Source organism: Arenibaculum sp., assembly GCF_035998295.1.
GTDB lineage: Bacteria > Pseudomonadota > Alphaproteobacteria > Azospirillales > Azospirillaceae > DASYHS01.
Genome location: NZ_DASYHS010000271.1, coordinates 1 through 14,838, shown reverse-complemented (window position 1 = coordinate 14,838; position 14,838 = coordinate 1). Strand labels below are relative to the sequence as shown.

At 70.7% G+C, this 14,838-nt stretch carries 12 protein-coding genes; 10 read left to right on the top strand and 2 right to left on the bottom strand.

The window, feature by feature from the left end; translation table 11 throughout:
- Positions 1-250: hypothetical protein (locus VGO20_RS25590; RefSeq protein ID WP_327505238.1), on the bottom strand; the 250-nt coding region annotated here is incomplete at its 3' end.
- Between VGO20_RS25590 and VGO20_RS25585 the strand changes: the two genes are divergently transcribed.
- The 3 genes from VGO20_RS25585 (at position 209) to VGO20_RS25575 (ending at position 4,980) form a co-directional block, all read left to right on the top strand.
- Positions 209-1,993, top strand: a complete 1,785-nt coding sequence (locus tag VGO20_RS25585) for an N-acetylglutaminylglutamine amidotransferase (protein WP_327505236.1) — start codon at positions 209-211, stop codon at positions 1,991-1,993. The two genes, VGO20_RS25590 and VGO20_RS25585, sit on opposite strands and share 42 nt — an antisense overlap.
- Positions 1,994-2,005: 12 nt before the next feature.
- Entirely contained in the window at positions 2,006-3,748 is a 1,743-nt protein-coding gene (gene ngg / locus VGO20_RS25580) for an N-acetylglutaminylglutamine synthetase (protein WP_327505235.1), read from the top strand.
- Between the two features lie 80 nt (positions 3,749-3,828).
- Entirely contained in the window at positions 3,829-4,980 is a 1,152-nt protein-coding gene (locus VGO20_RS25575; RefSeq protein WP_327505234.1) for an osmoprotectant NAGGN system M42 family peptidase, read from the top strand.
- A 51-nt stretch (positions 4,981-5,031) separates the two neighbouring features.
- On the opposite strand, the gene VGO20_RS25570 is transcribed toward VGO20_RS25575, so the two are convergent.
- Positions 5,032-5,577, bottom strand: coding sequence for a cold-shock protein (locus tag VGO20_RS25570; RefSeq protein WP_327505233.1), 546 nt, complete (start codon positions 5,575-5,577; stop codon positions 5,032-5,034).
- Between the two features lie 316 nt (positions 5,578-5,893).
- On the opposite strand from VGO20_RS25570, the gene VGO20_RS25565 reads away from it, so the two are divergent.
- The 7 genes from VGO20_RS25565 to VGO20_RS25535 form a co-directional block, all read left to right on the top strand.
- Positions 5,894-7,597 (top strand): long-chain-fatty-acid--CoA ligase, encoded by a 1,704-nt coding sequence (locus VGO20_RS25565; RefSeq protein WP_327505232.1) that lies wholly within the window; start codon positions 5,894-5,896, stop codon positions 7,595-7,597.
- A gap of 106 nt (positions 7,598-7,703) precedes the next feature.
- Positions 7,704-8,117: a MerR family transcriptional regulator gene (locus VGO20_RS25560; RefSeq protein WP_327505231.1), complete on the top strand. Its 414-nt coding sequence runs from the start codon at positions 7,704-7,706 to the stop codon at positions 8,115-8,117.
- A 76-nt stretch (positions 8,118-8,193) separates the two neighbouring features.
- Positions 8,194-9,330: a thiolase family protein gene (locus tag VGO20_RS25555; protein ID WP_327505237.1), complete on the top strand. Its 1,137-nt coding sequence runs from the start codon at positions 8,194-8,196 to the stop codon at positions 9,328-9,330.
- 23 nt (positions 9,331-9,353) lie between these two features.
- Positions 9,354-11,684, top strand: coding sequence for a 3-hydroxyacyl-CoA dehydrogenase/enoyl-CoA hydratase family protein (locus VGO20_RS25550; RefSeq protein ID WP_327505230.1), 2,331 nt, complete (start codon positions 9,354-9,356; stop codon positions 11,682-11,684).
- A 34-nt stretch (positions 11,685-11,718) separates the two neighbouring features.
- Positions 11,719-13,542: an acyl-CoA dehydrogenase C-terminal domain-containing protein gene (locus VGO20_RS25545; RefSeq protein WP_327505229.1), complete on the top strand. Its 1,824-nt coding sequence runs from the start codon at positions 11,719-11,721 to the stop codon at positions 13,540-13,542.
- Positions 13,543-13,548: 6 nt separating this feature from the next.
- Complete coding sequence (locus VGO20_RS25540) at positions 13,549-14,085, top strand: thioesterase family protein (RefSeq protein WP_327505228.1); 537 nt, start codon at positions 13,549-13,551, stop codon at positions 14,083-14,085.
- A gap of 124 nt (positions 14,086-14,209) precedes the next feature.
- Positions 14,210-14,838, top strand: a 629-nt coding sequence (locus VGO20_RS25535) for a response regulator transcription factor (RefSeq protein WP_327505227.1), incomplete at its 3' end; no start/stop codon positions are given.

Sequence of the window (14,838 nt, the reverse complement as noted above, 5' to 3'; positions counted from 1 at the left end):
CGGGTAAATACGGGTTGAGTTCGGCGAAAATTTTTGGAGGCGAGCCCTGTCTGTACTTCAGCGATATTTCGGGTACTTGCCCGCGCCGGGTCCCACGGATTGGGTATGAAGGTTGGTTGATCTTGAAATCGCCTCTGGAATTCCCACCTTCGACTTTTTGCCGGCTCGCGCGCCGGTCCTCTCGGAAGAACAACGGAAGGGAACCGCCATGTGTGGCATCTGCGGCGAGATCCGCCTCGACGACCGTCAACCCGACTCATCCGCAGTCGGGAGAATGGCCGAGGTGATGGCGCCGCGCGGGCCCGACGCGGCGGGGCTTTTCGGGGCCGGCCAGGTGGTGCTCGGCCATCGGCGCCTGCAGATCATCGACCTGTCGCCGGCGTCCCAGCAGCCGATGATCGACCCCGAGCTCGGGCTCGGGATCGTCTTCAACGGCTGCATCTACAACTACCCGGCCCTGCGCGAGGAGCTGGGGGCGAAGGGCTACCGGTTCTTCTCGCACGGCGACACGGAGGTCCTGCTCAAGGCCTATCACGCCTGGGGCCCCCGCTTCGTCGAGCGCCTGCAGGGCATGTTCGCCTTCGCGATCTGGGAGCGCGACAGCGGGCGCGTCCTGCTCGGCCGCGACCGGCTCGGGATCAAGCCGCTCTACATCGCCGAGAGCCCCGGCCGCCTGCGCTTCGCCTCGGCCCTGCCGGCGCTGGTGGCGGCGGGCGACGTCGACACCTCGATCGACCCGGTGGCGCTGCACCACTACATGAGCTTCCACGCCGTGGTCCCGGCCCCGCACACGATCTTGAAGGGGGTGCGCAAGCTGCCGCCGGCGACGCTGCTGACGGTGGAGCCCGACGGCCGCCGGCACGAGGAGACCTACTGGCGCCCGGTCTACGCCCCGGCCGAGGGCGACGGCGCGATGGACGCGCGCGACTGGCAGGACGCCGTGCTCGCCGGCCTGCGCAAGGCGGTGGAGCGGCGCCTGGTCGCCGACGTGCCGGTCGGCGTGCTGCTGTCGGGCGGCCTCGACAGCTCGCTGATCGTGGCGCTGCTGGCCGAGGCGGGGCAGAGCGGGCTGCAGACCTTCTCCATCGGCTTCGAGACGGTCGGCGACGAGGCCGGCGACGAGTTCCGCTATTCCGACGTCATCGCCCGCGAGTTCGGGACGGAGCACCACAAGCTGTTCGTCGACAGCTCGCAGACGCTGCCGGCGCTCGAGGGCTGCGTGCGGGCGATGAGCGAGCCGATGGTCAGCCACGACGCGATCGGCTTCTACCTGCTGTCGCGCGAGGTGTCCAAGCACGTGCGCGTCGTCCAGAGCGGCCAGGGGGCCGACGAGGTCTTCGGCGGCTACCACTGGTATCCGCCCCTGCTCGACGTCGCCGACGGCCGCGAGGCGGCGGCGGCCTACGGCCGGGTGTTCTTCGACCGCGACCACGCCGAGATGCGGGACGCGCTGAACCCCGCGCATCTCGACGACACCGACCCGAGCCGGGCCTTCGTCGAGCGGCATTTCGCCCGGCCCGGCGCCGACCGCGCCGTCGACAAGGCGCTGCGCCTGGACACGACGATCATGCTGGTCGACGACCCCGTGAAGCGCGTCGACAACATGACCATGGCCTGGGGGCTGGAGGCGCGCGTCCCGTTCCTGGACCACGAGCTGGTCGAGCTGGCCGCCCGGATACCGGCCGAGCTGAAGGTCGGCCAGGGCGGCAAATACGTCCTCAAGGAGGTCGCGCGCCGGGTCGTCCCGGCCGAGGTCATCGACCGGCCCAAGGGGTATTTCCCGGTCCCCGCGCTGAAATACCTGCGCGGGCCGTTCCTCGGGCTCGTGCGCGACGTGCTGGAGCAGCCGGCGGCCCGCGAGCGGTCGCTGTTCCGGCGCGACTACGTCGACCGGCTCCTCGGCGATCCGGAGGCACACATCACCCCGCTCAGGGGTTCGAAGCTGTGGCAGGTGGCCCTGCTCGAATTCTGGCTCCAGACCCACGGCATCTGAGGGGATGAGATAATGGCTCTCGCGCGCATCGATCATCGGCTCGCACGGCGCAGCGCGCTGACCCTGCGCAACTGGGTCGAGGGCAGGGCCGCGGCCCCCGGCACCGACCTGCCCGAGAACGTCACCGTCGACTGCGGCTGGGGCAGGCTGCTGTTCGCCCACACCTTCCGCGACCATGCCGCACTCGCGCAGTCGCTGCGGGCCGAGCGGCCGGGCCAGCGCGACATCGCGCTGTACCTGCGCGACCCCCACGTCGTCCTGGCGCTCGCTCCGCAGGAGCTGTTCCTCGACCCGTCCCACACCTACCGGCTGTGGCTGGCGACGTACCGGCCGGCGCGGCGCCGGGCCAAGGGCTTCGTGCTGCGCCGGCTGCGCACCCTGGCCGACGCCCGCGCGGTGAACCGCATCTACGCCGCGCGCCGCATGGTGCCGGTGGACCCCGCCTTCCTGCGCGAGAACCGCAACAGCCGCGTCCTGACCCACTACGTCGCCGAGGAGGAGACCACCGGCGAGGTGATCGGCTCGGTGACCGGCGTCGACCACGTGCACGCCTTCGGCGACCCGGAGAACGGCTCCTCGCTGTGGTGCCTGGCCGTCGACCCGCAGGCGGCGGCCCCCGGCGTCGGCGAGAGCCTGGTGCGCATGCTGGCCGAGCATTTCCAGGCGCGCGGGCGAGCCTTCATGGACCTGTCGGTGCTGCACGACAACGTCAACGCGATCGCGCTGTACGAGAAGCTGGGCTTCCAGAGGGTGCCGGTCTTCGCGCTGAAGGCGCGCAACGCCATCAACGAGCGCCTGTTCACCGGCCCGCCGCCGGAAGACGCGCTCAACCCCTATGCGATGATCATCATCAACGAGGCGCGGCGGCGCGGCATCGCGGTCGACGTCCTGGACGCGGAGGCCGCCTTCTTCCGCCTCAGCTTCGGCGGGCGGTCGATCGCGTGCCGCGAGAGCCTGTCGGAGCTGACGACGTCGGTCGCGATGAGCCGCTGCGACGACAAGGCGGTGACCCGCCGCTGCCTGGAGAAGGAGGGGCTGCGCGTGCCGGCCCAGCGGGTGGCGGCGGGGGCCGGGGAGAACGCCGCCTTCCTCGCCGAGCACGGCAGCGTGGTCGTCAAGCCCGCGCGCGGCGAGCAGGGGCGCGGCATCACGGTCGACGTGCGCACGCCCGAGGAGGTGGAGCACGCAGTCGAGGCCGCCCGCGCGCATGCCGAGACCGTGCTGCTGGAGCAGTACGTCGAGGGGCAGGACCTGCGCATCGTCGTGATCGACTACAAGGTGGTCGCGGCGGCGATCCGGCGGCCGGCCGAGGTCACCGGCACCGGCGAGCACACGATCGCCCAGCTCATCGAGGCGCAGAGCCGGCGGCGCGCGGCGGCGACCGGCGGCGAGAGCCGCATCCCCATGGACCGCGAGACCGAACGCTGCGTCGCGTCGCACGGCTGGTCGATGGACGACGTGCTGCCGGCCGGCGAGCGCCTCGCCGTGCGCAAGACCGCGAACCTGCACACCGGCGGCACGCTGCACGACGTCACCGACCACCTGCACCCGGCCCTGGTGACCGCGGCCCGCGCGGCGGCGCGGGCGCTGGAGATCCCGGTCGTCGGCCTCGATTTCCTGGTGCCGAGCCCGTCGGGCCCGGACTACGTCATCATCGAGGCGAACGAGCGGCCCGGCCTCGCCAACCACGAGCCGCAGCCCACCGCCGAGCGGTTCATCGATCTCCTCTTCCCCCATTCCGCGATTGCATCCTGAGCGACGATCGGTCTCCTATCGAAACGATCGCCACCCCCGGCCGGTTGGTCGGGGGTGCGCGCAAGAAAGGAAGGAAGGGCATGGATACGGCCTCGATCGGACCCGGGCCGGTGCGACCGGTCATCGACACCGACTATCTCACCGACCTGCTGGGCCGGCTGCTCGCGATTCCGAGCCCGGCCGGCTACACGGACGAGATCGTCCATTTCTGCGGCGAGGAGCTGAAGCGGCTCGGCATTCCCTTCGAGCTGACGCGCCGCGGCGCGATCCGGGCCGAGCTGGAGGGAAACCTGCGCTCGCCGCATCGGGCCGTCGTCTCCCACGTCGACACGCTGGGCGCGATGGTGAAGCAGCTCAAGCCCAACGGGCGGCTGGAACTGGTGTCGATCGGCACCTGGTCGGCGCGCTTCGCCGAGGGCGCGCGCTGCACGGTGTTTACGGACAGGGGCACCTACCGGGGCACCATCCTGCCCCTCAAGGCGTCCGGCCATACCTTCAACGAAGAGATCGACACCCAGCCGGTCGGCTGGACGCATGTCGAGCTGCGCGTGGACGCCATGGCGTCCACCCAGGCCGACCTGCTGCGGCTGGGGTTCAACGTCGGCGACATCGTCGGCATCGACCCGCAGCCGGAGTTCCTGCCCAACGGCTTCATCAACTCGCGCCATCTCGACGACAAGGCCGGGGTCGCGGTGATGTTCGCGGCCGCCAAGGCCGTGCGCGACGCCGGGCTGGTGCTGCCGGTGCAGTGCCTGCTCCTGTTCACGATCTCCGAGGAGGTCGGCTCGGGCGCGTCCTCGGTGCTGCACGGCGACGTCGCCGAGATGGTGACGGTCGACAACGCGACCCCGGCGCCGGGCCAGAACAGCCGCGAGTCCGGGGTCACGGTCGCGATGGCGGATTCGACCGGGCCCTTCGACTGGCACCTGACGCAGCGCCTGCTCGGGCTGTGCCGCGACTACGACATCGCCCACCAGCGCGACGTGTTCCGCTACTACCGCTGCGACAGCGCGGCTGCGATCGAGGCCGGGAACGACATCCGCACGGCGCTGGTCTGCTTCGGGGTGGACGCCTCGCACGGCTACGAGCGCACCCATCTGCACGCGCTCAGGAGCCTGGCCGAGCTGATCGCGCTCTACATGCAGAGCGACATGGCCGTGCCCCGCGACCGCCGGCAGATCGGGCCGATGGCGGGCTTCCCCCACCAGCCCAACGATCCCGCCGAGAGCTGAAGCCGGCCCGGGTCGCCCGGCTCGGTCGAGCAGGGCGATCCGGGTCGCCTCTCAGTCCAGCAGGTCGATCCAGGTCGCCTCGCGGCCCTTGGACGCCTCCTGGACGCGCATGCGCACGCGCTGCCCGGCCTCCAGGTCGTCCACGCCGCAGCGCCGCAGCACGCTCTTGTGGATGAAGACGTCCTTGTCGCCGTCCCCCGCGGTCACGAAGCCGAAGCCCTTGTCGGGCTTGAACCACTTCACCGTGCCCGAGAGCTCCGCCTCCGGGCCGGACGGCTCGAAGCCGTAGGAGGACCGCGGAGCGGCATGGGAGTAGGCCGGCCGCGGCGCTGCCGGGACGGAGCCGAGCACCTCGACGATGCGGGTGACCTGCGGCCCCTTGGGCCCCCGGGTGATCATGCACAGCAGCTCCGTGCCGTCCGTCACCTCATGGAGGCCGGCGCGGTTGAGCACGGAGATGTGCAGGAAGGCGTCCGGCGTGCCGTCGGCCGGAGCGACGAACCCGAAGCCCTTGGTCGCGTTGAACCATTTCACCAGGGCTTTGGCCTGGGCGCCGTCGTCGAAAGACAGGGCGTTGTTCTGATCGAAGCGGGACACGTGCGGGAACCTTCGAATGCAGCGCGCGAGCGCGGTTGGACCCTCCGGTACGGGCAGGCGGACAGTCACCCGCATGACCGTGCCTCATGATTTTAGACACAGTGAATTTCGAGTCTCCAGTGTAATTTTTCATTCACCGTCTCGCCGGCGGCACGCCAAAGTCTTGCGAACCTTCTGGACGCCCAAGGCATCGTGCTTACTTCACTTGGCATAGTCCGAAAGGAGGGGGTTCTTGATCTTTACGTAAGCGTCAACTACCCTCGCAAGAGGCCGGACTGAGGGGCGCCGGAACGGCGTGGCGAGGGGGAGCAGGCAATTGGGTGAAGCGGCGATCGAGCGGTCGGCCCGTCCCTGGGACCGGGCCTATCCTGCGGACGTGGACTGGGGCGCGCGCCTTCCCGAGCAGCCGCTCCACGAGCTGTTCGACGAGGCGGCCGCGCGCTTCTCCGACCGGCCCTGCATCGACTTCCTGGGCAAGCGCTACACCTACGGGCAGATCGGCCGTCTGGTCGACCGGGCGGCCGCGGGGCTGCAGGGGCTCGGCGTCGGCAAGGGCGTGCGGGTCGGGCTGTTCCTGCCGAACTGCCCCTATTTCGTGATCTTCTACTTCGCGATCCTGAAGGCCGGCGGCACGGTCGTGAACATGAACCCGCTCTATGCCGAGCGGGAACTGGCGATGCAGATCGAGGACAGCGGGACCGACCTGGTCGTCACGCTCGACCTCGCGGTGCTCTACGGCAAGATGGCGCGCGTGCTGCGCGAGACGCGCCTGAAGCGCCTCGTGATCTGCCGCATGCAGGACGCGCTGACCTGGCCCAAGAGCTGGCTGTTCCCCGTCCTGAAGCGCAAGGAGAAGGCGGCGATCCCCGCGGACGACCGCCACGTCCCCTTCGCCCGGCTGATCGCCGGTCCCCAAGCACCCCGCCCGGTCGCGATCGACCCGCGCGAGGACGTCGCCGTGCTCCAGTACACCGGCGGCACGACCGGCCTGCCCAAGGGCGCGATGCTGACGCACGCGAACATCTTCGCCAACACCGTGCAGTCCGTCCTCTGGTACCCGGAGGTGCGGTTCGGCCAGGAGCGGATGCTGGCGGTGCTGCCGTTCTTCCACGTCTTCGCGATGACGGCGGTGATGAACCTGTCGCTCAACATCGGGGCGGAGCTGGTGATGCTGCCGCGATTCGAGCTGCTGCAGGTCGTGAAGACGATCCACGAGAAGAAGCCGACGCTGTTCATGGGCGTGCCGACGATCTACACCGCGATCGGCGGCATGGAGGGCATCGACCGCTACGACCTGTCGTCGCTGGTGTTCTGCATCTCCGGCGGCGCCCCCCTGCCGGGGGAGGTCAAGGCGGCGTTCGAGCGGCGCACGGGCTGCGCGCTGGTCGAGGGCTACGGGCTGACGGAATCCTCCCCCGTCGCGACCATCAACCCGATCAAGGGCAGCGACAAGGTCGGCTCGATCGGCCTGCCGGTGCCGGGCACCGTGATCGAGATCGTGAGCCTGGAGGACCGCTCGCGGGTGCTCCCGCTCGGCGAGCGGGGCGAGGTGTGCATCCGCGGCCCGCAGGTGATGAAGGGCTACTGGAACCACCCCGAGGAGACGGCCGGCGTCCTGGTCGACGGGCGGCTGCACACCGGCGACGTCGGCTACATCGACGAGGACGGCTTCGTCTACATCGTCGACCGGATCAAGGACATGATCCTGTGCGGCGGCTACAACGTCTACCCGCGCAACGTCGAGGAGGCGGTCTACCTCCACCCCGCGGTGGCCGAGGTCGTGGTGGCCGGCGTCCCGGACCCCTACCGCGGCCAGACCGTGAAGGCCTACGTCAAGCTGGCCGAGGGCCATACCCTGACCCAGGAGGACCTGGCCCGGTTCCTGCGCGACAAGCTGTCCCCGATCGAGATCCCGAAGCTGCTGGAGATCCGCGACGAGCTGCCGAAGACCATGATCGGCAAGCTGTCACGCAAGGCGCTGCTGGACGAGGAGGCGCAGCGGGAAAAGTCCGGGGGCTGACGGCCCCGGCCGGCGCCGGGAGCGAGCCGGCGCCCTCCGCGCCTTGACAGGTGGTTCCCGGCCTCATACCTTACGTTTACGTAAACGTCACCTAGCGGAGGGCGCGATGCTGGACGAGGTCGGCGAAGGCACCTGCACGATCAGCGAGCTGGCCGCCGAGTTCCAGGTGACGCCGCGCACGATCCGTTTCTACGAGGACCAGGGCCTGATCGCGCCGGCGCGCGACGGGCTCAACCGCGTCTACAGCCATCGCGACCGCGGGCGGCTGGCCCTGATCCTGCGCGGCAAGCGGCTCGGCTTCACGATCGCGGAGATCAAGGACTTCCTCGACCTCTACGACGTGGACGACCAGCAGGTCGAACAGATGCGCTTCCTGCTGCGGCGCGGGCGCGAGCGCCAGGAGCAGCTGCGCGAGCAGTTGCGCGACGTCGAGCAGACGCTGGCCGAACTGGCCGAGCTGGAGAGCCAGATCGTCGCCCATCTCGGGGCCAGGGGTGCCGCCGGGGGCGGCGGGGACTGACGGGACGAAACGCGGCGCAGCCCCGCGGGGCTGCGCGCTTCAGGCGAGGAGAGCCGAGACCATGAGGGCCGAGATCATGAAGAACGTCGTCATCGCGGGCTTCGCCCGCTCGCCCTTCACGCTCGCGAACAAGGGCGCGCTCGCCAGGGTGCGCCCCGACGACCTGGCCGCCCAGGTGGTGAAGGCCCTGGTCGCGCGCAGCGGCGTCGATCCCGACGAGATCGAGGACCTGATCCTCGGCTGCGCGTTCCCCGAGGGCGAGCAGGGCTTCAACGTCGCCCGCATCGTCGGCATGCTCGCCGGCCTGCCGCGCTGCGTCGCCGGCACCACGATCAACCGCTTCTGCGGCTCGTCCATGCAGGCGATCCACGTCGCCGCGGGCGCGATCCAGCTCGGCGCGGGCCACGCCTTCGTCTGCGGCGGGGTCGAGTCCATGACCCGGGTGCCGATGCCGGGCTTCAACCCGATGCCCAACCCGAAGCTGGCCGAGGCGGAGCCGGGCGCCTACATGGCGATGGGCACCACGGCCGAGAACCTCGCCCGCAAGTACCAGATCACGCGCGCCGACCAGGAGGCCTATGCCGTCGCGAGCCACGCCAAGGCGGCGGCCGCGCGCGCCGCCGGCCGGTTCGCCGACGAGATCGTGCCGATCGAGACCCCGGACGGCGTCGTGGACGCCGACGGCTGCATCCGCCCGGAGACCGACGCCGAGACGCTGGCCGGCCTCAAGCCCGCCTTCGACGCGTCGGGCATGGTGACCGCCGGCACCTCCAGCCCGCTGACCGACGGCGCGTCCGCGACCCTCGTCACCACTGAGGAGTTCGCGCGCGCCAACGGGCTGCCGATCCTGGCGCGGCTGCGTTCGGTCGCGGTGTCGGGCTGCGACCCGACGATCATGGGCATCGGCCCGGTCCCGGCCTCGCGCAAGGCGCTGGAGCGCGCGGGCATCTCGGTCGCCGAGCTGGACATCGTCGAGAGCAACGAGGCCTTCGCCGTCCAGTCCATGGCGGTCGCCCGCGAGCTCGGCTTCGCCGAGGCGAGGGTCAACCTCGACGGCGGCGCGCTGGCGCTCGGCCATCCGCTCGGCGCCACCGGGGCGCGCATCACCGGCAAGGCGGCCCAGCTCCTGAAGCGCGAGGGCGGGCGCTTCGCGCTCTCCACCCAGTGCATCGGCGGCGGCCAGGGCATCGCGACCGTCCTCGAGGCGGTGTGAGCGGCGTGGAAGGAGACCGGCCCATGGAGATCCGAAGCGCAGCCGTGATCGGCGCCGGCGTGATGGGCAGCGGCATCGCCGCCCATCTCGCCAATGCCGGCATCCCCGTCCTGCTGCTCGACATCGTGCCGGCGGGTGCCGCCGACCGCAGCACGCTCGCCCGCTCGGCGATCGACAGGATGCTGAAGACCGAGCCCGCCCCCTTCATGCACCGGCGCAACGCGAAGCTGGTGACGCCGGGGAACCTGGAGGACGACCTCGCCCGGCTGGCCGAGGCCGACTGGATCGTCGAGGCGGTGGTCGAGGACCCCCGCGTCAAGTCCGAGCTGTACGCCCGCATCGACGCCGTGCGCCGGCCGGGATCGATCGTGTCCTCCAACACCTCGACGATCCCGCTCTCGAAGCTGGTAGAGGGCCAGGGCGGGCGCTTCGCCGAGGACTTCCTGATCACCCATTTCTTCAACCCGCCGCGCTACATGCGCCTGCTGGAGGTCGTCGCCGGCGAGCGCACCCGGCCCGAGGCGGTCGAGGCGGTGACGGGCTTCGCCGACCGGTCGCTCGGCAAGGGCGTCGTGCGCTGCAAGGACCGGCCGGGCTTCATCGCCAACCGGATCGGCACCTTCTGGATCCAGGCCGGCATCAACGCCGCCTTCGATCTCGGCCTGACGGTCGAGGAGGCGGACGCCGTCGCCGGCCGGCCGATGGGCGTGCCGAAGACCGGCATCTTCGGGCTGGTCGACCTGGTCGGCCTGGACCTGATGCCGCATATCAGCCGGTCGCTGCTCGACACGCTGCCGCCCGACGATCCCTACCGCGCGATCCACCGCGAGCCCGAGCTGCTGCGCCGCATGATCGCGGAGGGGCTGACCGGCCGCAAGGGCAAGGGCGGCTTCTACCGCCTGAGCCGCGAGGGAGGCGCCCGCGTGAAGGAGGCGATCGACCTCGGGACCGGCCGCTACCGCAAGACGGGCAAGCCACGCCTCGACAGCGTCGAGGCGGCGCGCGGCGGATTGCGGGCGCTGGTCGAGCATCCCGACAGGGGCGGGCGCTACGCGCGCAGCGTGCTGCTGCAGACCCTGGCCTATTCGGCGGCCCTGGTCCCGGAGATCGCCGACACGGTCGTGGCGGTCGACGAGGCGATGCGCCTCGGCTATGCCTGGAAATACGGACCGTTCGAGCTGATCGACCGGCTGGGCGCCGACTGGCTCGCCGACGCGCTGGAGGCCGAGGGCATGGCGGTGCCGCCGCTGCTGCGCCTGGCCCGCGGCCGCGGCTTCTACCGGGTCGAGGGCGGGCGGCTGCAGTATCTCGCGACCGGCGGCGACTATGCCGACGTGCCCCGGCCCGAGGGGGTGCTGCTGCTGTCCGACGTGAAGCGGGGCTCCGCCCCGGTCGCTAAGAACGGCTCATCTGCGCTGTGGGACGTCGGCGACGGCGTGCTGTGCCTGGAGTTCACGAGCAAGATGAACGCGCTGGACGCGGACATCATGGCCATGATCCGCAAGGCGATCGGCCTGGTCGGCGACGGCAAGGGCCGCTGGAAGGCGCTCGTCGTCCATAACGAGGGCGAGAACTTCTCGGTCGGCGTCAATCTCGGCATCGCGCTGTTCGCCGTCAATATCGGGCTGTGGCCCCAGATCGAGCAGCAGGTCGAGGAGGGGCAGGAGGTCTACGAGGCGCTGAGGACAGCACCCTTCCCGGTCGTGGCCGCGCCCTCGGGCATGGCGCTGGGCGGCGGTTGCGAGCTGCTGCTGCATTGCGACCGGGTCCAGGCCCATGCCGAGACCTATGCCGGCCTGGTCGAGGTCGGCGTCGGGCTGGTGCCGGGCTGGGGCGGCTGCAAGGAGCTGCTGACCCGCCACTGGACGAACCGCCGGCGCCCGGGCGGCCCGATGCCGCCGATCGCCGCCGCCTTCGAGACGATCGGCACGGCCAAGGTCGCCAAGTCGGCGGCCGAGGCGCGGGACCTGCTGTTCCTGCGGGACGGCGACGGCATCACCATGAACCGCGACCGGCTGCTGGCCGACGCCAAGGCGCTGGCGCTGAAGCTGGCCGGGGACTACGCGCCGCCCGAGCCGGTCGAGCTGCGGCTGCCCGGCCCGACCGCGCGCCTCGCGCTGCGGCTCGTGATCGAGGGCTTCCTCGCCCAGGGCCGGGCGAGCGGGCACGACGCCGTGGTCGCGGAAGGGCTGGCGGAGGTCTTGAGCGGCGGGGACACCGACGTGACGCGGGTACTGACCGGGGCCGACCTGTCGGCGCTGGAGCGCGCGGTGTTCATGCACCTCGTCCGCGAGCCGAGGACGATCGCCCGGATCGAGCACATGCTCGAGACCGGCAAGCCGCTGCGCAACTGAATCGGACGGTCCGCCAGACCTGGGGAGACGAGACATGCCGACCTACAAGGCACCGCTGGACGACGTCCGCTTCGTCCTGAACGAGGTGTTCGACCTTGGCGCGCTGGCGCGCCTGCCGGGGCACGAGGAGCACACGCCCGACCTGATCGAGGCGGTGCTGGAGGAGGGGGCCAAGCTCTGCGAGAACGAGCTGTTCCCCCTCAACCAGTCCGGCGACGAGGAGGGCTGCCGTTTCGAGAACGGCGTCGTGTACACGCCGTCCGGCTTCAAGGAAGCCTACCGCACCTATATCGAGGGCGGCTGGACCGGCCTGTCCGCCGATCCCGAGTATGGCGGACAGGGCCTGCCGCACACCGTGCAGTTCGTGATGGAGGAGTTCATCAGCTCCGCCAACATGAGCTTCGGCATGTATCCCGGCCTGAGCCTCGGCGCCTACAACGCGCTGCACCGCTGGGGCAGCGAGGAGCAGAAGCGGCTCTACCTGCCGAAGCTGGTCGACGGCACCTGGTCCGGCACGATGTGCCTGACCGAGCCCCATTGCGGCACCGATCTCGGCATGATCCGCACGCGCGCGGTGCCGGACGGCGGCGGCGACGGTGATGGTGGCGGCGGCTACCGGATCACCGGGACCAAGATCTTCATCTCGGCCGGCGAGCACGACCTGACCGAGAACATCGTCCATCTCGTGCTGGCGAAGCTGCCCGACGCGCCGGAGGGCACCCGCGGCATCTCGCTGTTCGTGGTGCCGAAGTTCCTGCCGCGCGCCGACGGCACGCCGGGTGCCCGCAACGGCGTCGCCTGCGGCGCGATCGAGCATAAGATGGGCATCAAGGCGTCCGCGACCTGCGTGCTGAACTTCGAGGACGCGAAGGGCTGGCTGGTCGGCGAGCCGCACAAGGGCATGCGGGCGATGTTCACGATGATGAACGCGGCCCGGCTCGCGGTCGGCATCCAGGGGCTGGGCCTGGCCGAGATCAGCTACCAGAACGCGGTCGCCTACGCCCGCGACCGGCTCCAGGGCCGCGCGCTGTCGGGCGCCCGGGCCCCCGACCGGCCGGCCGACCCGATCATCGTCCATCCCGACGTGCGCCGCAGCCTGCTGACGATGCGGGCCTACAACGAGGGCGCCCGCGCGCTCGCGGCCTGGATCGGGCTGAGCATCGACCGGGCCGAGCGGGACCCGGACCCGGACGCGCGCCAGGAGGCCGACGACCTCGTCGCGCTGATGACGCCGGTCGTGAAGGCGTTCTTCACGGACTGCGCGTTCGAGGCGACCAATCTCGGCGTCCAGATCCATGGCGGCCACGGCTATATCCGCGACTACGGGATGGAGCAGTACGTCCGCGACGCCCGCATCACCCAGATCTACGAGGGCGCCAACGGCATCCAGGCGCTCGACCTCGTCGGCCGCAAGCTGCCGCAGAACATGGGCCGCCTGCTGCGCCACTTCTTCCATCCCGTCGGCCGCCACCTCGAGGAGCGGATGGAGGACGAGGGGCTCGCGGAGTTCGTGCTGCCGCTGCTGAAGGCGTTCACGAAGCTGCAGCAGGCGACGGCGCTGGTCGCGCAGCGCGGACTGGCGGACCCCGAGGAGGCCGGGGCGGCGTCGAGCGACTATTTGCGCATGTTCGGCCTCGTGGCGCTCGGCTTCATGTGGCTGCGCATGGCCGAGACCGCGCGGCGCCGGCTGGCCGAGGAGGCAGCCGGGGGAGCAGGGGGGCGGGACGCCTTCTACGAGGCCAAGATCAAGATCGCGCGCTTCTACTTCGCCAAGCTCCTGCCCCAGGTCAACGCGCTGTTCATCACCGTCAACGCCGGCGCGAAGCCGCTGATGGACGTCGAGGCCGAGGCGTTCTGACCGGCCATGAACCTGATCCTGCGCATGATCCGCGTGCTGGCGGCGGCCCTCCTGGGCCGCCGCCGCGACCTCATGGACCCGTCCGTCCTCGCCTTCCGGGTCTGGCCGAACGACCTGGACGTCAACCTGCACATGAACAACGGCCGCTACCTGACGATCATGGACCTGGGCCGCACGGACCTGATCGTCCGCGCGGGGTTCCTGCGGGCCATGCTGCGGGAGCGGTGGATGCCCGTGCTGGGCGGCGCCACGGTGCGCTTCCGGCGGCCGCTGGCGCCGTTCCAGCGCTACGTCCTGCGCACGCGGATCCTGTGCTGGGACGACAAATGGGTCTACATGGAGCAGCGCTTCGAGACGCGCGGCGGCCAGCTCGCCTGCCATGCGATCGTCAAGGGGCTGTTCCTGGCCGGGCGCGCGAGCGTGCCGCCGGCCGAGGTGCTGCGCCTGCTCGGCCGGGCCGTGGCCTCGCCCGCGATGCCGCCCGCGGTCGCCGCCTGGGCCGAGAGCGAGCGGGACCTGCGCGACCATTCGCAGGCGGCATGATCGCCGCCCCGATTGCCGCCCTGATTACCGCTTGGTGTACTCCGCCGTGTCCGATATACTTTCGTACTACCAATGGTGGACGGCCGCGGAACCGGCTGGCCTGAGGCGGCGAGGTGACGGGACCATGCGCATAGCGATCGGGGACGACCATCCTCTTTTCCGCGAAGGCCTGGAGAGGCTGTTCAGGAACGCCCGCCCCGAGATCGAGGTGCATCATTTCGGCAGCTACGACGAGATGCTGACCGCCCTGGACGAGGGCCGGGCGGTGGACCTGGTCCTGACCGACCTCAACATGCCGGGCTGGCCCGGTTTCGAAGGCATCCGCGCCTTGAAGGACAAGGGCCGGGGCGCGCCGGTCGTCGTCGTCTCGGCGTCGGAGACGACGACGGACATGCGCGCGGCGATGGCCCACGGCGCCGCCGCCTACGTGCCGAAGTCGTCCAGCGTCCAGGTGATGCTCGGCGCGCTGGAGCTGGTGCTCGCGGGCGGCGCCTACGTCCCTCCCGCCGCCGTGATCGGCGCCGCCGGGGCGAGGGAGCGTGAGACGGGCGGCGCGCGCGGCGCGCTGACGCAGCGCCAGTGGGACGTGCTCGGCTGCCTGCGGGACGGCAAGTCGAACAAGCAGATCGCCAAGGATCTCGGCCTGTCCGAGGGCACGGTGAAGATCCACGTCACGGCGATCTTCAAGGCGCTGAACGTCAGGAACCGCACCCAGGCGGTGATCAGCGCCGCCCGGATGGAAGCCTCGGCGGA